Origin of the sequence: Pseudomonas sp. O230 (genome assembly GCF_045447035.1) — a bacterium.
In the GTDB taxonomy this organism is placed as follows: Bacteria; Pseudomonadota; Gammaproteobacteria; order Pseudomonadales; family Pseudomonadaceae; genus Aquipseudomonas.
This window is the reverse complement of sequence record NZ_JBJGXN010000005.1, coordinates 291,067-310,113: the sequence shown is the minus strand read 5'-3', so window position 1 is coordinate 310,113 and position 19,047 is coordinate 291,067. Positions and strand designations below refer to the sequence as shown.

The 19,047-nt window shown below is 58.3% G+C and carries 19 protein-coding genes; 16 read left to right on the top strand and 3 right to left on the bottom strand.

The window, feature by feature from the left end:
- Positions 1 to 69: 69 nt before the first annotated feature.
- The 5 genes from ACI77H_RS12780 (at position 70) to ispD (ending at position 5,152) form a co-directional block, all read left to right on the top strand.
- Positions 70 to 1,701, top strand: coding sequence for a CTP synthase (locus ACI77H_RS12780; protein ID WP_157714753.1), 1,632 nt, complete (start codon positions 70 to 72; stop codon positions 1,699 to 1,701).
- A gap of 5 nt (positions 1,702 to 1,706) precedes the next feature.
- Positions 1,707 to 2,552 (top strand): 3-deoxy-8-phosphooctulonate synthase, encoded by an 846-nt coding sequence (gene kdsA / locus ACI77H_RS12775; RefSeq protein ID WP_084322286.1) that lies wholly within the window; start codon positions 1,707 to 1,709, stop codon positions 2,550 to 2,552.
- Between the two features lie 157 nt (positions 2,553 to 2,709).
- Entirely contained in the window at positions 2,710 to 3,999 is a 1,290-nt protein-coding gene (gene eno / locus ACI77H_RS12770) for a phosphopyruvate hydratase (protein WP_059407824.1), read from the top strand.
- Between the two features lie 170 nt (positions 4,000 to 4,169).
- Positions 4,170 to 4,448 carry a cell division protein FtsB gene (ftsB, locus tag ACI77H_RS12765; RefSeq protein ID WP_008028992.1) on the top strand — a complete coding sequence of 93 codons (279 nt, stop codon included), beginning with the start codon at positions 4,170 to 4,172 and terminating at the stop codon, positions 4,446 to 4,448.
- Entirely contained in the window at positions 4,445 to 5,152 is a 708-nt protein-coding gene (ispD, locus tag ACI77H_RS12760) for a 2-C-methyl-D-erythritol 4-phosphate cytidylyltransferase (protein WP_407012223.1), read from the top strand. Before ftsB ends, ispD begins: the two co-directional genes overlap by 4 nt.
- Positions 5,153 to 5,306: 154 nt before the next feature.
- Here ispD and ACI77H_RS12755 read toward each other — a convergent pair whose 3' ends face one another.
- Positions 5,307 to 6,203: a LysR substrate-binding domain-containing protein gene (locus ACI77H_RS12755; RefSeq protein ID WP_407012222.1), complete on the bottom strand. Its 897-nt coding sequence runs from the start codon at positions 6,201 to 6,203 to the stop codon at positions 5,307 to 5,309.
- Positions 6,204 to 6,310: 107 nt separating this feature from the next.
- On the opposite strand from ACI77H_RS12755, the gene ACI77H_RS12750 reads away from it, so the two are divergent.
- The 8 genes from ACI77H_RS12750 (at position 6,311) to rpoS (ending at position 13,443) form a co-directional block, all read left to right on the top strand.
- Positions 6,311 to 7,423: an S-(hydroxymethyl)glutathione dehydrogenase/class III alcohol dehydrogenase gene (locus ACI77H_RS12750; RefSeq protein WP_150630797.1), complete on the top strand. Its 1,113-nt coding sequence runs from the start codon at positions 6,311 to 6,313 to the stop codon at positions 7,421 to 7,423.
- A gap of 8 nt (positions 7,424 to 7,431) precedes the next feature.
- The gene (gene fghA, locus ACI77H_RS12745) at positions 7,432 to 8,277 is read left to right on the top strand and encodes an S-formylglutathione hydrolase (RefSeq protein ID WP_407012221.1); all 846 of its coding nucleotides are present in this window, start codon (positions 7,432 to 7,434) and stop codon (positions 8,275 to 8,277) included.
- Positions 8,278 to 8,330: 53 nt separating this feature from the next.
- Positions 8,331 to 8,804, top strand: coding sequence for a 2-C-methyl-D-erythritol 2,4-cyclodiphosphate synthase (ispF, locus tag ACI77H_RS12740; protein WP_407012220.1), 474 nt, complete (start codon positions 8,331 to 8,333; stop codon positions 8,802 to 8,804).
- Positions 8,801 to 9,859 (top strand): tRNA pseudouridine(13) synthase TruD, encoded by a 1,059-nt coding sequence (gene truD / locus ACI77H_RS12735; protein ID WP_407012219.1) that lies wholly within the window; start codon positions 8,801 to 8,803, stop codon positions 9,857 to 9,859. The genes ispF and truD overlap by 4 nt, the downstream gene beginning before the upstream one ends.
- Complete coding sequence (gene surE, locus ACI77H_RS12730) at positions 9,847 to 10,596, top strand: 5'/3'-nucleotidase SurE (RefSeq protein ID WP_407012218.1); 750 nt, start codon at positions 9,847 to 9,849, stop codon at positions 10,594 to 10,596. The genes truD and surE overlap by 13 nt, the downstream gene beginning before the upstream one ends.
- Before the next feature lie 38 nt (positions 10,597 to 10,634).
- Complete coding sequence (locus ACI77H_RS12725) at positions 10,635 to 11,270, top strand: protein-L-isoaspartate(D-aspartate) O-methyltransferase (RefSeq protein WP_174602683.1); 636 nt, start codon at positions 10,635 to 10,637, stop codon at positions 11,268 to 11,270.
- A 202-nt stretch (positions 11,271 to 11,472) separates the two neighbouring features.
- Positions 11,473 to 12,330, top strand: a complete 858-nt coding sequence (locus ACI77H_RS12720) for a peptidoglycan DD-metalloendopeptidase family protein (protein ID WP_407012217.1) — start codon at positions 11,473 to 11,475, stop codon at positions 12,328 to 12,330.
- Between the two features lie 105 nt (positions 12,331 to 12,435).
- Complete coding sequence (rpoS, locus tag ACI77H_RS12715; RefSeq protein ID WP_008154012.1) at positions 12,436 to 13,443, top strand: RNA polymerase sigma factor RpoS; 1,008 nt, start codon at positions 12,436 to 12,438, stop codon at positions 13,441 to 13,443.
- 474 nt (positions 13,444 to 13,917) lie between these two features.
- Here rpoS and fdxA read toward each other — a convergent pair whose 3' ends face one another.
- A complete protein-coding gene (fdxA, locus tag ACI77H_RS12710; protein WP_054047139.1) occupies positions 13,918 to 14,241 on the bottom strand; it encodes a ferredoxin FdxA in 324 nt (107 codons plus the stop codon).
- Between the two features lie 142 nt (positions 14,242 to 14,383).
- Complete coding sequence (mutS, locus tag ACI77H_RS12705; RefSeq protein WP_407012216.1) at positions 14,384 to 16,963, bottom strand: DNA mismatch repair protein MutS; 2,580 nt, start codon at positions 16,961 to 16,963, stop codon at positions 14,384 to 14,386.
- A gap of 200 nt (positions 16,964 to 17,163) precedes the next feature.
- On the opposite strand from mutS, the gene ACI77H_RS12700 reads away from it, so the two are divergent.
- The 3 genes from ACI77H_RS12700 to ACI77H_RS12690 all read left to right on the top strand — a co-directional run bounded on the left by ACI77H_RS12700 (position 17,164) and on the right by ACI77H_RS12690 (position 18,870).
- Complete coding sequence (locus ACI77H_RS12700) at positions 17,164 to 17,898, top strand: helix-turn-helix transcriptional regulator (protein ID WP_407012215.1); 735 nt, start codon at positions 17,164 to 17,166, stop codon at positions 17,896 to 17,898.
- Between the two features lie 494 nt (positions 17,899 to 18,392).
- Entirely contained in the window at positions 18,393 to 18,575 is a 183-nt protein-coding gene (locus tag ACI77H_RS12695; RefSeq protein WP_407012346.1) for a Com family DNA-binding transcriptional regulator, read from the top strand.
- A 31-nt stretch (positions 18,576 to 18,606) separates the two neighbouring features.
- On the top strand, positions 18,607 to 18,870 hold the full coding sequence (locus tag ACI77H_RS12690) for a hypothetical protein (protein WP_407012214.1): 264 nt from the start codon (positions 18,607 to 18,609) through the stop codon (positions 18,868 to 18,870).
- The last annotated feature ends 177 nt before the right edge of the window (positions 18,871 to 19,047 follow it).

Sequence of the window (19,047 nt, the reverse complement as noted above, 5' to 3'; positions counted from 1 at the left end):
GGGGCTTCGGCCTTCCTTCGCTTTCCCCGGCGGCTCGGACCGCTTTAACGCAGACTTCTAGGGTTTTTCATGACGCGCTACATATTCGTCACGGGCGGTGTTGTTTCTTCATTGGGGAAAGGCATTGCATCGGCTTCATTGGCGGCCATCCTGGAGGCGCGGGGACTTAAGGTCACCATGCTGAAGCTGGATCCGTACATCAACGTCGATCCGGGCACCATGAGCCCGTTCCAGCACGGTGAAGTGTTCGTCACTCACGACGGCGCCGAGACCGACCTGGACCTGGGCCACTACGAGCGGTTCATCCGCACGACCATGACCCAGAACAACAACTTCACCACTGGCCGTGTCTACGAACACGTCCTGCGCAAAGAGCGCCGTGGTGATTACCTGGGCGCGACCATCCAGGTGATCCCGCACATCACCGACGAAATCAAGCGCCGGATCATCAAGGGCGCCGGCGATGCCGACGTGGCCATGGTCGAAATCGGTGGCACCGTGGGTGACATCGAGTCGCAACCGTTCCTCGAAGCCATCCGTCAATTGCGTTTCGAAGTCGGCGCCAAGCGCGCGATGCTGATGCACCTGACACTGGTGCCGTACATCGCCACTGCCGGCGAAACCAAAACCAAGCCAACCCAGCACTCGGTCAAGGAACTGCGTTCCATCGGCCTGCAACCTGACGTGCTGGTGTGCCGCTCCGATCACCCGATCGACATCTCCTCGCGTCGCAAGATCGCGCAGTTCACCAACGTTGAAGAACGTGCGGTGATCGCGCTGGAAGACGCCGACACCATCTACAAGATCCCGGGCATCCTGCATTCGCAAGGCCTGGATGATTTTGTGGTCGAGCGTTTCGGCCTGCAATGTGGCGGCGCCGATCTGTCCGAGTGGGAAGCCGTGGTCGACGCCAAGCTCAACCCTGAGCACGAAGTCACCATCGCCATGGTCGGCAAGTACATGGAGCTGCTGGACGCCTACAAGTCGCTGATCGAAGCGATGAGTCACGCCGGCATCAGCAACCGCACCAAGGTCAACCTGCGCTACATCGACTCCGAAGACATCGAAAACCAGGGCACCGCGCTGCTGGAAGGCGTCGACGCGATCCTCGTTCCAGGCGGCTTCGGTCTGCGTGGCGTGGAAGGCAAGATCACCGCCGTTCAGTACGCTCGCGAAAACAAGGTTCCGTACCTCGGCATCTGCCTGGGCATGCAAGTGGCGGTCATCGAGTTCGCTCGTAACGTCATGGGCTGGAAAGACGCCAACTCCACTGAGTTCGATCGTGCAAGCGGTCACCCGGTCGTGGGTCTGATCACCGAGTGGGAAGATGCCACCGGCGCCGTCGAAACCCGTACCGAAACATCCGATCTGGGCGGCACCATGCGCCTCGGCGCTCAGGATTGCCTGCTTGAGCCAGGCTCGCTGGTCCACGACTGCTACGGCAAGGACGTGATCGTCGAGCGTCACCGTCACCGCTACGAAGTGAACAACAACCTGCTGCCGAAAATCATGGAAGCCGGCCTGAAAATCTCCGGTCGTTCCGGTGATGGCGCACTGGTTGAAGTGGTCGAAGCTCCGGATCATCCATGGTTCGTCGCTTGCCAGTTCCACCCTGAGTTCACCTCGACACCACGTGACGGTCACCCGTTGTTCAGCGGTTTCGTCAAAGCAGCTTTGGCTCAACACCAGAAGAAGGCGTGAACCTGATGGCGCAGAAGATCATCCGCGTTGGCGATATCGAGATTGCCAACGACAAGCCAATGGTGCTGTTCGGTGGCATGAACGTGCTGGAAAGCCGCGACATGGCGATGCAGGTCTGCGAAGAGTACGTAAAAGTTACCGAGAAACTGGGTATCCCTTACGTGTTCAAGGCCAGCTTCGACAAGGCCAACCGATCCTCCGTGACCTCGTACCGTGGCCCCGGCCTGGAAGAGGGCATGCGGATTTTCCAGGACATCAAACAAGCCTTCGGCGTGCCGATCATCACCGACGTCCACGAGCCTGAGCAGGCCGCGGTCGTCGCTGAAGTCTGCGACATCATCCAGCTGCCGGCGTTCCTGTCGCGCCAGACCGACCTCGTGGTCGCGATGGCCAAGACCGGAGCGGTGATCAACATCAAGAAAGCCCAATTCCTCGCACCTCAGGAAATGAAACATATCCTGAACAAATGCGTGGAAGCGGGTAACGATCAGTTGATCCTCTGCGAACGCGGTTCGAGCTTCGGCTACAACAACCTGGTCGTCGACATGCTCGGCTTCGGCATCATGAAGCAGTTCGAATACCCGGTGTTCTTCGACGTGACCCACGCGCTGCAAATGCCCGGTGGTCGCTCCGATTCCGCCGGTGGTCGTCGCGCTCAGGTCCTCGATCTCGCCAAGGCTGGCATGAGCCAGTCGCTGGCCGGTTTGTTCCTCGAAGCCCATCCGGATCCGGACAACGCCAAATGCGACGGCCCTTGCGCCTTGCGTCTGGACAAACTGGAGCCATTCCTGGCCCAGCTCAAAGCGTTGGACGAACTGGTGAAGAGTTTTCCGACGGTAGAAACCGCGTAATCCTCATTTCTCCGGTAAAGTACCGCACGATTTGTTGCTCAGGCCCTCGGGTCTGAGCCTTATCGTCCGCAAGTCTGCCCGTTGCACATCACTTGCCGGCGATAAAAAGATTTCCTTCAGCTGCGTCGTTTTCGTCAACTTTGGAGTGTTTACAACAATGGCAAAAATCGTCGACATCAAAGGTCGTGAAGTTCTCGACTCCCGTGGCAACCCCACCGTGGAAGCGGACGTGCTTCTCGATAACGGCATCATCGGCAGCGCTTGCGCGCCGTCCGGTGCTTCCACTGGCTCGCGTGAAGCGCTCGAGCTGCGTGATGGCGACAAGAGCCGTTACCTGGGCAAGGGCGTTCTGAAAGCCGTCGCCAACATCAACGGTCCGATCCGCGACCTGTTGAAAGGTACAGACCCAAGCGACCAGAAAGCGCTGGATCACGCGATGATCAAGCTCGACGGCACTGAAAACAAAGGTTCCCTGGGCGCCAACGCGATCCTCGCCGTTTCCCTGGCCGCGGCCAAGGCAGCAGCACAGGACCAGGACCTGCCGCTGTACGCACACATCGCCAACCTGAACGGCACTCCGGGTGTCTACTCGATGCCGGTTCCGATGATGAACATCATCAACGGTGGCGAGCACGCTGATAACAACGTCGACATCCAGGAATTCATGGTTCAGCCGGTTGGCGCCAAGTCTTTCTCGGAAGGTCTGCGCATGGGCACCGAGATTTTCCATCACCTCAAAGCTGTCCTGAAGGCCCGCGGCCTGAGCACTGCAGTCGGTGACGAAGGTGGTTTCGCGCCGAACCTGGCGTCCAACGAAGACGCTTTGAAAGTGATCTCCGAGGCCGTAGCCAACGCCGGTTACACGCTGGGCACCGACGTGACCCTGGCACTGGACTGCGCAGCGAGCGAATTCTACGAAGACGGCAAGTACAACCTGTCCGGCGAAGGCCAGGTGTTCACCGCTGAAGGTTTCGCCGATTACCTGAAAGGCCTGACCGAGCGCTATCCGATCATCTCGATCGAAGACGGCCTGGACGAGTCCGACTGGGCTGGCTGGAAAATCCTCACCGACAAGATCGGCGAGAAGGTCCAGTTGGTAGGCGACGACCTGTTCGTGACCAACACCAAGATCCTGAAAGAAGGCATCGATAAAAAGATTGCCAACTCGATCCTGATCAAGTTCAACCAGATCGGCACCCTGACCGAAACCCTGGAAGCCATCCAGATGGCCAAGGCCGCTGGTTACACCGCCGTGATCTCGCACCGCTCCGGCGAAACCGAAGATTCGACCATTGCCGACCTGGCTGTGGGCACCTCGGCTGGCCAGATCAAGACCGGCTCCTTGTGCCGTTCCGATCGCGTTTCCAAGTACAACCAACTGCTGCGTATCGAAGAGCAGTTGAACGGCAAAGCCAAGTACAACGGTCGCAGCGAATTCCGCGGCTAATCACTACTTGGTAAAAAGACACCGGATTGTGTCGGAAAAATCGCTACAGCGATGGATTTGCCACTAATCTGATGCCTTAAGAGCACAAGCCTGGATTTTCCAGGCTTCGTGCTATCAAAAGCTTCACGTTTTGGCATGGCTGTCTTTTTTCACTGGATACCTGATATTCGATGCGCAGTCCCAATTGGTTGTTCCTCGTCTTGCTCTTGTTGCTGGCTGGCCTGCAATACCGCCTTTGGGTGGGTAATGGCAGTCTGGCGCAGGTGGCCGAGCTGACTCAGCAGATCGCGGATCAACACGCTGAGAACGAGGGGCTGCTTGAGCGCAATCGAGTGATGGACGCTGAAGTCAGTGAGTTGAAAAAGGGCATGGAGACCGTTGAAGAGCGGGCTCGCCATGAACTGGGCATGGTCAAGGACGGTGAAACCCTTTACCAGTTGGCTCAATGAATTCCTCGTCACCGGCCTTCTGGGCCGTGATTCCTGCCGCGGGCGTCGGTGCCCGTATGGCCGCGGACCGTCCCAAGCAATACTTGCAACTGGGCGGGCGCACTATTCTCGAACACAGCCTTGGCTGTTTTCTTGATCATCCTGGCCTGAAGGGCTTGCTGGTCAGTCTTGCTGTTGATGATCCTTACTGGCCGAATCTGGCGTGCGCTGGCGATTCGCGTATTCAACGCGTTGACGGTGGCGCCGAGCGTTCCGGGTCGGTGCTCAATGCTTTGCTGCATTTGCATGCGCTGGGCGCTGGCGATGAGGATTGGGTGTTGGTGCACGATGCTGCGCGACCCAATCTGAGCCGTGATGATCTGGACAAGTTGCTGGTTGAACTGGCTGACGACCCGGTCGGCGGACTGCTGGCGGTTCCGGCTCGCGATACCCTGAAGCGGGTCGACAATTCCGGTCGTGTGGTTGAAACCGTGGATCGCAGTGTGATCTGGCAAGCGTATACGCCGCAGATGTTTCGACTTGGCGCGTTGCATCGGGCCTTGGCCGACAGTCTGGTGGCTGATGCGGTCATCACCGATGAGGCTTCGGCTATGGAGTGGGCAGGGCTGGCGCCACGGCTGATCGAGGGGCGCGCGGACAACCTGAAAGTCACTCGCCCCGAAGACCTTGAATGGTTGCGTCAGCGCTGGTCCAACCGTCGCTGACTGCTGTGGTGTCTGTCAGATTGCTTTCACGAGCAAGCCCGCTCCCACATTGAATCTCCAGTGAACATGTCATTTGTGTACACCAGAGATTCAATGTGGGAGCGGGCTTGCTCGCGAAAGCGGTAGATCAAACAACAAATCTGGCACTGAAGCATCAGCCTCGATACTCCGGCCGCTCGGCCAAACCTTCCTTCAGATAATCCACCAACTTGCGCACCTTGGGCGACAAGTGTCGTTGCTGTGGATAAAGCGCCCACACCGCTGTGTTGGGTGGCTGATGCGCCTCGAGCAATGAAATCAAAGAACCGACTTTCAGATGTTCAAGCACGTAATAGTCCGGCAACTGGCACAAACCCACACCCTGTAACGCCGCATCCAGCACAGCTTGCCCACTGTTGCAGCGCCAGTTTCCCTGTACCCGCTGGGAAAATTCCCGCCCGTTCTGTTCCAGTTGCCACAAGTCCGAACTGCCGATGAGGCAGTTGTGCCGGCTCAGTTCCGACAAACTGTGTGGGCGACCATATCGTTCCAGGTAGGAAGGCGACGCGCACAAATACATGCGTCGCGGTGCCAGTCGCGTTGCCACCAGTCGCGAGTCCTGAAGACGGCCGAGGCGGATCGCCAGGTCCAGGCCTTCATGCACCAGGTCGAGTTGGCGGTTGCTCAGTTCGATATCAATTCGAAGTTGCGGATAAAGCCCCATGAATCGGGTTACCAGCGGCACGATAAAACGTTCGCCGTAGGCCACCGCGCAGGTCATGCGCAACATGCCTTTGGGCTCGCTGGTCAGGTCGCCGACGGCTCTGAGCGCTTCTTCACGACCGTCCTGCAACCGCTGGCAATGCTGCAAAAATGTTTGCCCGGCTTCAGTCAGCGTAACTCGACGGGTGCTGCGATAAAGCAGCCGCGTCTGAAGGCGCTCTTCCAGGCGTACTATTTGGCGACTGATGTGGGAGGAAGAAACCCCGAGACGTTCCGCCGCCGCCGTAAATTGGCTGCACTCGGCCACGGCGACGAACTCGTCGATTCCTTCCCAGCGGTTTTCGGACATCAAGGATTATCCCTGTATGGCAATAATGTTTTGCTTTTGTCCTGATTATTCATCGTTAGGCGCTGTATTACACTTCCTGTCTCGTTTTTATTCACTGGAGAATCCACATGATCAAGTCGCGCGCCGCCGTTGCCTTCGAGGCCAAGAAACCCCTCGAGATCGTTGAAGTTGATGTCGCAATGCCGAAGGCCGGTGAAGTTTTGCTGCGTGTGGTTGCCTCCGGTGTCTGCCATACCGATGCGTACACCCTGTCGGGCGCTGATCCGGAAGGCATCTTCCCGTCGATCCTCGGTCACGAAGGTGGCGCGGTGGTTGAAGCGATCGGCGAGGGCGTGACCTCCGTGGCGGTCGGCGATCACGTCATCCCGCTGTACACCCCGGAATGCCGGCAGTGCAAATTCTGCCTGTCGGGCAAGACCAACCTGTGTCAGGCGATTCGTGCGACCCAGGGCAAAGGCCTGATGCCGGATGGCACTACGCGTTTTTCCTACAAGGGCCAGCCGATTTTCCATTACATGGGCACCTCGACGTTCTCCGAGTACACCGTGTTGCCGGAAATTTCCGTGGCCAAAATTCCGAAAGAAGCGCCACTGGAAAAAGTCTGCCTGCTGGGCTGCGGCGTCACCACCGGTATCGGTGCGGTGCTCAATACGGCCAAGGTAAAACCGGGTGACACCGTGGCGATTTTCGGCCTTGGCGGTATCGGTCTGTCAGCGGTCATCGGTGCGGTCAAAGCCAAGGCTGCACGGATCATTGCCATCGACATCAACCCGGCCAAATTCGAGATCGCCAAACAGCTGGGGGCAACAGACTGCGTGAACCCGAAAGATTTCGACCGTCCAATCCAGGAAGTCATCGTCGACATGACCGATGGCGGCGTCGACTTTTCCTTCGAGTGCATCGGCAACGTCCAATTGATGCGCGCCGCACTCGAGTGCTGCCACAAGGGCTGGGGCGAGTCGGTGATTATCGGCGTGGCCGGTGCAGGCCAGGAAATTTCCACCCGTCCGTTCCAGTTGGTGACCGGTCGTGTCTGGCGCGGTTCGGCGTTCGGTGGTGTGCGTGGTCGCACCGAATTGCCAAGCTATGTCGAAATGGCTGAAACCGGCGAAATCCCGTTGGACACGTTCATCACCCACACCATGGGCCTGGAAGATATCAACAAGGCTTTCGACCTGATGCATGAAGGAAAAAGCATCCGTTCCGTCATCCATTTCTGAGGTCCGCCATGAGCCTGGAAAATATCTCCTGTCAGAAAAGCTTCGGTGGCTGGCACAAACGCTACCGGCACCGCTCCGATGTACTGGGCTGCGACATGGTGTTTGCCGTGTACTTGCCGCCGCAAGCGGAGCAGGGCGGCAAACTGCCGGTGCTGTATTGGTTGTCCGGCCTGACCTGCACCGACGAGAATTTCATGCAAAAGGCCGGTGCCATGCGCATGGCCGCCGAGCTGGGGCTGATCATCGTTGCACCGGACACCAGCCCGCGCGGTCCTGACGTGCCGGGCGATCCGGATGGCGCTTGGGACTTCGGTCTCGGGGCCGGGTTTTATCTGAATGCCACGCAGGAACCGTGGTCGCGGCACTATCGGATGCATGACTATGTCGTGCAGGAATTGCCGGCATTGGTCGAAGCTCATTTCCCGGCGTCCGACAAACGCGGCATCAGCGGCCACTCCATGGGCGGCCATGGCGCCTTGGTGTGTGCGTTGCGCAATCCGGGGCGATATCAATCGGTGTCGGCGTTCTCGCCGATCAACAATCCGATGGATTGCCCGTGGGGTCAGAAAGCCTTTTCCCGTTACCTCGGCGAAGACCGTTCGAAGTGGCGCGAGTGGGATGCCTGTGCGCTGATTGCCGAAGCTGACGAGAAGCTGCCGCTGTTGGTCGACCAGGGTGATCGAGATGATTTTCTCGCCGCCCAACTCAAGCCTGAAGCCCTGCAACAGGCGGCCAAACTGGCGGGTCATCCGCTGACGTTGCGCCTGCAGCCGGGCTACGACCACAGCTATTTCTTCATCGCCAGCTTCATTGATGAACACTTGCAGCATCACGGTCGCGCTCTAAGCGCCTAATACTCGACAAAGCAGGTAGAATCACGCCCTGACAAAAATCGGGGCGTTTTTTTATGCGTATTGGCCACGGCTATGATGTGCACCGTTTCGCTGAAGGCGATTTCATTACTCTGGGCGGCGTGCGCATTGCACACGGCTTCGGGCTGCTCGCTCATTCCGACGGTGACGTCCTGCTGCACGCCTTGAGCGATGCCTTGCTCGGTGCCGCCGCGCTGGGTGATATCGGCAAGCATTTCCCGGACACCGACCCGACATTCAAAGGCGCCGACAGCCGTGCGCTGTTGCGTCACGTCGTCGCACTGGTCCACGCCAAGGGCTGGAAAGTCGGCAACGTCGATAACACCATCGTCGCCCAGGCGCCGAAAATGGCCCCGCATATCGAATCGATGCGCGCGCTGATTGCCGCGGATCTTCAAGTTGAGTTGGATCAAGTGAACGTGAAAGCTACCACCACCGAAAAACTCGGCTTTGTCGGTCGCGAAGAAGGTATCGCCGTGCATTCCGTTGCCTTGTTGCTGCGCGCATGAACGAACTGCAATTGCTCGGCCCGCGGGCCTATGGTGAAGCCCTTGGCACCGCTGTGCTGAAAGCTACGGCGGAAGATTTTCAGGTCGATGAAGTCCTCAATATCCCACTCAGTGGCGATGGTGAGCACCTGTGGATCTGGGTGGAAAAGCGCGGTCTGAATACCGAAGAAGCGGCACGGCGAATTGCCAAGGCCGCGGGCGTGCCATTGCGCACCGTCAGTTACGCCGGCCTCAAGGATCGCCAGGCGCTGACGCGTCAGTGGTTCAGCGTGCAACTGCCGGGCAAGGCCGATCCTGATCTGTCGGCGGCGGAAAACGACACGCTGAAAATCCTCAAGACCGGTCGGCACAAACGCAAGCTGCAACGCGGCGCCCACTCGGCCAATGGTTTCACCTTGCGCCTGACTCAGTTCGCCGGCGACAAGGCCGCGATCGAAGCGCGTCTGCAACTGATCGCCAAGCAAGGTATCCCGAATTATTTCGGCGCCCAGCGTTTCGGCTTTGACGGTGGCAACGTGGTCGACGCCCGCGGCTGGGCCGCGCGCATGGCCTTGCCGGAGCAACGCAATGTGCGTTCGCGCCTGCTTTCCACCGCCCGCAGTTTTCTGTTCAACCAAGTGCTGGCGGCGCGTGTCGCTGATGGCACCTGGCAGCAAGCTCAGGTTGGCGATCTTCTGGCCTTCACCGACAGCCGCAGTTTCTTTCCGGCAGGTGTTGCCGAGTGCAGCGACCCGCGTCTGGCAATTCTCGACCTGCACCCGACCGGTCCGCAGTGGGGCGAAGGTGACTCGCCGGCAACGGGCGTTGTCCATGAACTGGAGCAGGCAATCGCCGCCCGCGAAGCAGACCTTCGCGATTGGTTGATTAACGCCGGAATGAGCCACGAACGTCGCATCCTGCGGCTGCCCATTGGTGGGTTGACGTGGCATTATCCCGAGCCTGACATTCTGCAACTGGAATTCGTCCTGCCGGCCGGATGCTTTGCCACTGTATTGGTGCGCGAGCTCGTTGATCTGGTGCCGGTGGGGCAGACGGACAGCCCATGCGTATTCTGATTTCTAACGACGATGGGGTAACCGCACCCGGTCTCGCCGCGCTTTATGCTGCGCTGGCGGATTACACCGAATGCGTGGTTATCGCCCCGGACCAGGACAAAAGCGGCGCCAGCAGTTCGCTGACGCTCGACCGTCCGTTGCACCCGCAAACTTTGGCCAACGGCTTTATCAGCCTCAATGGCACCCCGACCGATTGCGTGCACCTGGGCCTCAACGGCTTGCTGGAGCGCGAACCGGACATGGTGGTTTCCGGCATTAACCTGGGCGCCAACCTGGGGGACGATGTGCTGTATTCCGGCACCGTGGCAGCGGCCCTCGAAGGGCGTTTCCTGGAGCGGCCTTCGTTTGCTTTTTCGTTGGTCTCACGGCAGGTCGAGAACCTTCCCACAGCCGCTTACTTTGCGCGCAAACTGGTGGAAGCCCACGCTGACCTTGAGCTGCCACCGCGCACGGTATTGAACGTGAACATTCCCAATTTGCCACTGGACCACATCCGCGGAATCCAGCTGACGCGCCTCGGCCATCGCGCCCGCGCGGCGGCACCGACAAAAGTGGTCGACCCGCGCGGCAAGTCCGGTTACTGGATCGCCGCCGCCGGGGACGCCGAAGATGGCGGCCCGGGCACCGACTTCCATGCGGTGATGCAAGGCTATGTATCCATCACTCCCCTGCAACTGGATCGCACCTTCAATGATGCCTTCCGAAGCCTTGATGGCTGGCTGGAGGGACTTCGCTGATGGCTCGTGAACAAGACCCGATGCATCGCGGTATCGGGATGACCTCGCAACGCACCCGTGAACGTCTGATTCAGCGGTTGTACGAGGAGGGCATTTCCAACGCCAAGGTGCTGGAAGTGATCCGCCGTACGCCACGACACCTGTTCGTCGACGAAGCGCTGGCGCACCGCGCCTATGAAGATACGGCGTTGCCGATCGGCAATAACCAGACGATCTCCCAGCCTTATATGGTGGCGCGCATGAGCGAGCTGTTGCTGGAAGCGGGTCCTCTGGACAAGGTGATGGAAATCGGCACGGGGTCGGGTTATCAGACCGCAATCCTGTCGCAACTGGTCGAGCGAGTGTTTTCGGTCGAGCGCATCAAGGTTTTGCAGGACCGGGCCAAGGAACGTCTGGTTGATCTGAATTTGCGCAATGTGGTCTTCCGCTGGGGCGATGGCTGGGAAGGCTGGCCTGCGCTGGCACCGTACAACGGCATTATCGTGACGGCAGTGGCGACCGATGTGCCTCAGGCCTTGCTGGATCAGTTGGCACCCGGAGGGCGACTGGTCATACCGGTCGGCTCAGGTGAGGTGCAACAGTTGATGTTGATCATCCGCGAAGAACACGGCTTTTCAAGGCGTGTTCTGGGGGCGGTGCGTTTTGTTCCATTGCTTAACGGCCCCCTGGCCTGAGCATTTGTCTGGGCGCGGTGAATTCTCTTCGATTGCCCCTGTCTTACAGCGGCGTCGATCGGTTAAACGGGATTCATCGTCAGGTAGCAAACGTGTGCTTCGCTTCATTAAAGGTAAAGCCTGCACCGCCCGTTATACTTGCGACACTTCATGCCGGGAGCACGGCAATTCAACATTTCAGCCACCACAAAGGGAGCGGCGGGTGAGTCTCACAGTCATTGCGCAGCGAATGGGTATAACGAGCTTTCAGCGCCTGGTGACTGGCCTTGTCTTGAGTACCTTGCTGGTCGGATGTTCCAGCAACAAATCGAGCGACGTACGCGTCGTCGATCGCAACAATGCCGTCGCTCAGCGTCCGGCAGTGACCACGGGCCAGTACGTGGTTCGACCTAAAGACACCCTGTTCTCCATCGCCTTTCGCTACGGCTGGGACTACAAAGCCCTCGCGGCACGCAACAACATTCCTACGCCTTACACGATACATCCGGGTCAGACGATTCGCTTTGACGGTCGCACCGGTTCAACGCCGACGGCGGTGGTGAGCCCGGCCGATTCGGCGCCTTCATCGTCGAGTAAAACCACGGTAATCCGGCGCCAGCCAAATGGCTCAACGACGACGACAACAGTGGTTGCACCGTCCGTCGCCAACAAGCCAGCACCCGCTCCGATGCCTCCCGCAGGCCCGGCCCCGACCGGCTGGGGGTGGCCTTCTAATGGCATTCTCATTGGAAAATTCTCTTCAAACGGTAGTTTGAATAAAGGAATTGATATCGCCGGGGATTTGGGACAGCCTGTTTTAGCTGCGTCTGATGGGACGGTGGTATACGCCGGGAGTGGCTTAAGGGGCTACGGCGAATTAGTCATCATCAAACACAGCGATACCTACGTCAGTGCCTACGGTCACAACCGCAGGCTGTTGGTTCGGGAGGGGCAGCAGGTCAAGGTCGGACAGACAATTGCCGAAATGGGGTCAACGGGTACAGACCGGGTGAAACTGCATTTTGAGATTCGCCGACAAGGTAAGCCTGTAGATCCGCTGCAATTCCTGCCACGTCGTTGATTTGTTGTCAGCCTGTTCCGTCACGTAGAGGGAACAGGCTCCAGCGTTGCCAAGGATAAAGGCGCCGCTCGAGCTTGAGGTCGAACTCACCAAAGGACTATAACAATGGCTCTCAGTAAAGAAGTGCCGGAGTTTGACATCGACGATGAGGTTCTCCTGATGGAGACCGGCATCGGTACGGATTCGATGTCGAATGATGAAGGGGCTGCTCCACCTTCCGTTCGTGCCAAATCCAAACACTCCGCTTCGTTAAAGCAACACAAGTACATTGACTACACGCGTGCGCTCGATGCCACGCAGCTGTACCTCAATGAAATCGGCTTTTCCCCTCTGCTGTCCCCCGAAGAAGAAGTTCACTTTGCACGCTTGTCGCAAAGTGGCGATCCGGCTGGGCGCAAACGCATGATTGAAAGCAACCTGCGGCTGGTGGTGAAAATCGCCCGGCGCTACGTCAATCGTGGCTTGTCGCTGCTTGACCTGATCGAAGAGGGCAACCTCGGGCTGATCCGGGCGGTAGAAAAGTTCGACCCCGAACGTGGCTTCCGCTTCTCGACCTATGCAACCTGGTGGATTCGTCAGACCATCGAGCGCGCAATCATGAATCAGACCCGGACCATCCGGTTGCCGATCCATGTGGTCAAAGAGCTTAACGTGTACCTGCGGGCTGCACGGGAGCTGACGCAAAAACTCGATCATGAACCCTCACCCGAAGAAATCGCCAACCTGCTGGAAAAACCGGTGGGAGAGGTCAAGCGCATGCTGGGCCTGAATGAGCGGGTTTCTTCGGTCGACGTCTCGCTGGGTCCGGATTCGGATAAAACCCTGCTGGACACCCTTACCGACGACCGTCCGACCGATCCATGCGAACTGCTGCAGGATGACGACCTGTCCCAGAGCATTGATCAATGGCTTTCGGAATTGACCGACAAGCAGCGCGAAGTGGTCATTCGACGCTTCGGCTTGCGCGGGCACGAGAGCAGCACGCTGGAAGATGTAGGCCTGGAAATTGGCCTGACCCGGGAACGCGTCAGACAGATTCAGGTTGAAGGCCTGAAGCGTCTTCGGGAGATTCTGGAGAAGAATGGCCTGTCGAGTGAGTCGCTGTTTCAATAAGCCAATCGCTTGAGCAGCAAGCAAAAAGCCCCGACTGGTTCGGGGCTTTTTGTTGTCTGGCTGACGCTCTTTGGAATGACCACAGGTTTGTAGTCTTGCGGTGTAAGTCTTGGCTTACTCTTGCGTAAGTGTTCGTTATTTTTACACCCTGGTAGATGCCGATTGTTAACCGAGGTTGGTTTTAATCGTCTGATTTTTATAGATATTTATAAAAATCAGGCGCTTATGACCGCAGGATTTTGCCTTGGGAAGCGATTGCTCTTGTTCGGGAACTCTCTAGTATTCAGGTTGTGTCGACGGACAGACACGCCCTTCAAGGATGAGGGGAAAGGACATTGCAGGATGCGATTCATCAGGACGATGAAAAGGAACACAGGGAATAGGGAAAAAATGTGGGCGGGTCAAACCGCCCCTTTTTTTGCCCACAGAAAAGCAAAAAGGCCCGCAAGGGGCCTTTTCGAGAACGCGGGTAAATCAGCGTTCGAGGTCTTTGATCTTGCCTTTGACACCATCCCACTCTTCGGCATCGGGCATCGATTCTTTCTTCTCGGTGATGTTCGGCCAGATTTCGGCCAACTCCACGTTCAGCTGAATGAATTCCTGCATCTCTTCCGGGACTTCATCTTCGGAGAAGATGGCCACGGCAGGGCATTCTGGTTCGCACAGTGCGCAGTCGATGCACTCATCCGGGTGAATCACCAGGAAGTTCGGGCCTTCGTAAAAGCAGTCCACCGGACAGACTTCTACGCAGTCGGTGTACTTGCACTTGATGCAGTTGTCGGTGACGACGAAGGTCATTTCTAGTTCTCTCCTCAGGCGGCGGCAGCGGAGCCCCTTCACGTTGGGGTCGCCAGGTTCGGGAGCGATAGTCTGCAGGCCAGGCTATTAGCCTGCAGCATCCCAAACCGCGCGAGATTCTAACAGCTTGCAGGCAAGTGCGTTAGATCCGTGTCTTTAGTGTATAGAGCATTTCTAGTGCGCGACGCGGCGTCAGGTCGTCCAGATCCAGTTTGGCCAGTTCATCGAGCACCGGATGCGGCAGGCTGGCGAACATGTCGCTCTGTTGCGGCGCGGCCGGTTTGCCTTTGGCAGTCTTGGGCTGTTCGTGCGGCAGCGCGGTGGCTTCCAGTCGCCCCAGGTGCTCGCGAGCGCGCACGATCACTTCGCTCGGCACGCCGGCCAGTTGCGCAACGGCCAGGCCATAGCTCTGGCTGGCAGGCCCGGGCAGCACGTGGTGCAGGAACACGATGCGCTCGTTGTGCTCGGTGGCATTGAGGTGCACGTTGGCTACCAGCGGTTGCGCTTCCGGCAGCACCGTCAGTTCGAAATAGTGCGTGGCGAACAGCGTGTAAGCCCGCAGCTGCGCCAGGCGCTCGGCGGCGGCCCATGCCAGGGACAGGCCGTCGAAGGTGCTGGTGCCGCGACCGACTTCGTCCATCAGCACCAGGCTGCGCTCGGTGGCGTTGTGCAGAATGTTGGCGGTTTCGCTCATTTCGACCATGAAGGTCGAGCGTCCACCGGCCAGGTCATCGCTGGAGCCGATCCGGGTGAAGATCCTGTCCACCAGCGACAACTCGCAACTGGCCGCCGGCACGAAGCTGCCGATATGTGCCAGCAACACAATCAAAGCGGTCTGGCGCATGTAGGTGGATTTACCGCCCATGTTCGGACCGGTGATCACCAGCATGCGCGTGTTGTCATCGAGGCTCAGGTCGTTGGCCACGAACGGCGTGGTCAGCACTTGCTCGACCACCGGATGACGACCCTGGCTGATGCGCATGCACGGCTCGTCGACGAAGCGCGGGCAGTTCAGGTCGAGGTTCAGCGCACGTTCGGCGAGGTTGCTCAGTACGTCCAGCTCGGCCAGGGCGGCGGCGGTGTCTTGCAGCGGCGGCAATTGGCTGATCAGGTCTTCGAGCAGCGCTTCGTAGAGCATCTTCTCGCGGGCGAGGGCGCGGCTCTTGGCGGACAGCGCCTTGTCTTCGAACGCCTTCAGTTCGGGCGTGATGAAGCGCTCGGCGCCTTTCAGCGTCTGGCGACGGATGTAGTCGGCCGGCGCCGACTCGGCCTGCTTGCTCGGCAGCTCGATAAAGTAACCGTGAATGCGGTTGTAGCCGACTTTCAGGTGCGACAGGCCGGTACGAGCCTTCTCGCGTGCTTCCAGATCAATCAGGAACTGCCCGGCGTTTTCACTGAGCGATTGCAGGTCATCGAGTTCGCTGTCGTAACCGGTTTTCAACACGCCGCCATCACGGATCACCGCTGGCGGGTTGTCGATGATGGCTTTTTCCAGCAGCGCCGCCAGTTCCGGGTAGGTGCTGGTGGTCTTGGCCAGTTGAATGATGTGCGGCGCTTCCAGCTCGGTCATCGCCATTTGCAGCTCTGGCAGTGCACCCAAGGCATCGCGCAGACGAGCGAGGTCGCGAGGACGCGCATTTCGCAAACCGATCCGCGCGAGAATCCGCTCGATGTCGCCGATTTCCTTGAGCTGCGGTTGCAGCTTTTCGAAACGGTAGCCTTCGAGCAGGCAAGTGATTGAGGTCTGGCGTGCCAGCAGAACGGTGAGATCCCGCAGCGGACGGTTCAGCCAGCGGGTCAGCAAGCGACTGCCCATCGCGGTCTGGCAACGATCCACCACCGATTGCAGCGTGTTGTCGCGACCGCCAGCCAGGTTGGTGTCCAGTTCCAGGTTGCGACGGCTCGCGCCGTCCAGCACCACGGTGTCATCCAGGCGTTCGTGGCGCAGGCTGCGCAAGTGGGGCAGGGCGGTGCGCTGGGTTTCCTTGGCGTAACTGAGCAGGCAACCGGCAGCGCCGATGGCCAGGGTCAGGTTCTCGCAACCAAAACCTTTCAGGTCCTGGGTCGAGAATTGCTGGCAGAGACTTTTCAACGCGGAGTCACGCTCGAAATCCCACGGCGCACGGCGACGAACCCCACGGCGTTTCTCCGCCGGCAAGTCTTTCGGCCAGTCATCCGGGATCATCAGCTCCACCGGATTGACCCGCTCCAGTTCCGCCAGCAGATTCTCCCAACCTTTTATTTCCAGTACGGAAAAGTTGCCGCTGGTGATGTCGAGCACTGCCAGCCCGAACAGACGCTCGTCACCCAATACAGCCGCGATCAGGTTATCCCGACGCTCATCCAGCAGCGCTTCATCACTGACCGTGCCCGGCGTGATGATCCGTACCACTTGCCGATCCACCGGGCCTTTGCTGGTCGCCGGATCGCCGACCTGCTCACAGATCACCACCGATTCGCCGAGCTTCACCAGTTTCGCCAGGTAACCTTCCGCGGCGTGGTAAGGAATCCCACACATCGGAATTGCCTGACCGGCCGACTGCCCACGGGCGGTGAGGGTGATGTCCAGCAACTTGGCGGCCTTCTTCGCGTCTTCATAGAAGATCTCGTAGAAGTCGCCCATGCGGTAGAACATCAGCTGGTCGGGGTGCTGGTTCTTCAGGCGCCAGTACTGCTGCATCATTGGCGTGTGGGAAGACAGATCGGTGAGTGCTTTATTCATCGGATAATCAGGCAAATTCGTTGAAAGGTGTAGGGCAAAGGAGGGGCATCGGCCCGGCTTTTCCGCGATGGGCGCAAGGTTAACATGGGCGGTCCACCCGACGCAGGCATGAAAGCCGCGGGATACATTTCTGCTGTTTATGCGCGAACTATGCAAATCAGCATTTGTCTTCCGAAAAAAGTTCGAGCACTATGCGCGTTATGCAAAAACGCAATGTTTCTACCGTCTTAAGAGCGCTGCTCGATCAGCACGGGATCTCCCCCACGGAGCTTCACCGGCGCACCGGCGTGCCTCAATCCACTCTCTCGCGAATTCTCAGCGGGAAGATCGTCGATCCTTCGGATAAGCACGTTTCGAAGATCGCCGAGTACTTCGCCGTGAGCACCGATCAGTTGCGTGGCCGCGCGGATGTCGCGGCTGCCGTCAATTCCGGTCGCGATGAACTGCATTCGGAACTCAAGGACATAAGCCTGTGGGACGACGATACGCCCGTCGATGACGACGAGGTGTCGGTGCCCTTTCTTCGCGAGGTTGAATTGGCTGCTGGATCAGGAAGATTCGTCATCGAAGAAAGCGAGCGCTCTAGCCTGCGATTCGGCAAGCGCAGCTTGCGCCATAACGGCGTGCAGTTCGATCAGGCCAAATGCGTGACGGTGCGCGGCAACAGCATGTTGCCAGTACTGCGCGACGGCGCCACCGTGGGGGTCAATGCCGGTAAATGCGGGATCGGCGACATCGTCGATGGCGACCTTTATGCGATCAACCACAACGGCCAGCTGCGGGTTAAACAGCTTTATCGTTTGCCAACGGGGATACGCCTGCGCAGTTTCAATCGCGATGAGCATCCGGACGAGGACTACACCTTCCAGGAAATCCAGGAAGAACAAATCGTCATCCTCGGTCACGTCTTCTGGTGGGGCATGTACGCCCGTTAACCTCACCGCTGTCAGATAAAACCCGCCATTGCGCGGGTTTTTTTTCGCCTGCTGAAAACCGCCAACGCCTTTGTCTGTGGGGCTTCAATGCGTCAGTGCATTTCCAGTGCATAAATAAATGCATTTATGCATTGACTGTATATGCATCCATGCATATTCTTTGTCTCAAGCCGCTCAACAAAGCAGCTCGAAACGAAGCTCTTTAGTTCCACCACAAAGGCAGCGATGAACCGGCCTCAACGGTTCAGAGGGTTGGCAACTGACCCGGGTGTGCAGCGTAAAGCACCAGAAGCAGTTATCCGGCGGGCAGGGACCGCGGTCGGAAAAACAATCTGAATGGACCCGTACCGCGCCAGTAGCGCCGAAAGGTCAACGCGAAGGATCGCATTACTGAAAAGCCCGGTTAGCGCCGGGCTTTTTGGAATGCCTACCTCGTACGAGGTCTATCCACCTCATCCACAGAAAGGATTCGGCAGAAGCCAGGAGGCAGCGTGATGTTGAAAGATTGCAGATGTGGACAGTGCAAAAAACTTCTCGCCCGAGTGGGTGAGTACACCGAGCTCCAGATCAAATGCTCCCGATGCGGAACATTGAATCATGTGAAGGCCGCGAGCCTTGAGCGATCGCCCTTGAGCGACAAAGAAGCGGCACATGCCGCAACTTCCCAATGGGCATAGAGCTGTTGGGTTAATCGTTCAGGAGAAACATATGCAACGTTTTACAGGTGTAGCCCAATCGTTCATGACCGCGTGCGAAGCAATCGCACCCGTTGCAGGTTTGGAGATGGAGGATTTGGTCAAGAAAACCTTCAATCGTCCAGCGCAGGCAGAGGAGATGTTTCAATTCAAATTGTTGATGGACGGAGGTTATTTCTCCAACGAAGGCATCGGCCCGAAGGGCACGCCACTTTATCAACTGACGTGGAAGGGTTATGCGTTGCTGCAGGCTATGCGCCGTAACGAAAACGTTTGATAGCGGGTATGTGATGGGGGTAACTCACCGGCATTGCCTGAGTCCTGCGCCCGGTAACGTGGTTGAAGGGCAGGCTTGTCGATGGGCAGACCTGCTATCCGAAGCAAAATCAGAACGATGGTCTTCGACAGGTCGCGTGGAAAGACTCGCGCCCCTATTGATGGCCTCGTATTCGCG

Bases quoted from the DNA above. Each gene is read 5' to 3' on its own strand.
- fghA (WP_407012221.1), top strand. From the start codon at position 7,432: ATGAGCCTGGAAAATATCTCCTGTCAGAAAAGCTTCGGTGGCTGGCAC.
- ACI77H_RS12755 (WP_407012222.1), bottom strand. From the start codon at position 6,203: ATGTCCGAAAACCGCTGGGAAGGAATCGACGAGTTCGTCGCCGTGGCC.
- eno (WP_059407824.1), top strand. From the start codon at position 2,710: ATGGCAAAAATCGTCGACATCAAAGGTCGTGAAGTTCTCGACTCCCGT.
- ftsB (WP_008028992.1), top strand. From the start codon at position 4,170: ATGCGCAGTCCCAATTGGTTGTTCCTCGTCTTGCTCTTGTTGCTGGCT.
- ACI77H_RS12780 (WP_157714753.1), top strand. From the start codon at position 70: ATGACGCGCTACATATTCGTCACGGGCGGTGTTGTTTCTTCATTGGGG.
- rpoS (WP_008154012.1), top strand. From the start codon at position 12,436: ATGGCTCTCAGTAAAGAAGTGCCGGAGTTTGACATCGACGATGAGGTT.
- surE (WP_407012218.1), top strand. From the start codon at position 9,847: ATGCGTATTCTGATTTCTAACGACGATGGGGTAACCGCACCCGGTCTC.
- kdsA (WP_084322286.1), top strand. From the start codon at position 1,707: ATGGCGCAGAAGATCATCCGCGTTGGCGATATCGAGATTGCCAACGAC.
- ACI77H_RS12700 (WP_407012215.1), top strand. From the start codon at position 17,164: ATGCAAAAACGCAATGTTTCTACCGTCTTAAGAGCGCTGCTCGATCAG.
- mutS (WP_407012216.1), bottom strand. From the start codon at position 16,963: ATGAATAAAGCACTCACCGATCTGTCTTCCCACACGCCAATGATGCAG.
- ACI77H_RS12695 (WP_407012346.1), top strand. From the start codon at position 18,393: ATGTTGAAAGATTGCAGATGTGGACAGTGCAAAAAACTTCTCGCCCGA.
- fdxA (WP_054047139.1), bottom strand. From the start codon at position 14,241: ATGACCTTCGTCGTCACCGACAACTGCATCAAGTGCAAGTACACCGAC.
- ispF (WP_407012220.1), top strand. From the start codon at position 8,331: ATGCGTATTGGCCACGGCTATGATGTGCACCGTTTCGCTGAAGGCGAT.
- ACI77H_RS12750 (WP_150630797.1), top strand. From the start codon at position 6,311: ATGATCAAGTCGCGCGCCGCCGTTGCCTTCGAGGCCAAGAAACCCCTC.
- truD (WP_407012219.1), top strand. From the start codon at position 8,801: ATGAACGAACTGCAATTGCTCGGCCCGCGGGCCTATGGTGAAGCCCTT.
- ispD (WP_407012223.1), top strand. From the start codon at position 4,445: ATGAATTCCTCGTCACCGGCCTTCTGGGCCGTGATTCCTGCCGCGGGC.
- ACI77H_RS12690 (WP_407012214.1), top strand. From the start codon at position 18,607: ATGCAACGTTTTACAGGTGTAGCCCAATCGTTCATGACCGCGTGCGAA.
- ACI77H_RS12725 (WP_174602683.1), top strand. From the start codon at position 10,635: ATGACCTCGCAACGCACCCGTGAACGTCTGATTCAGCGGTTGTACGAG.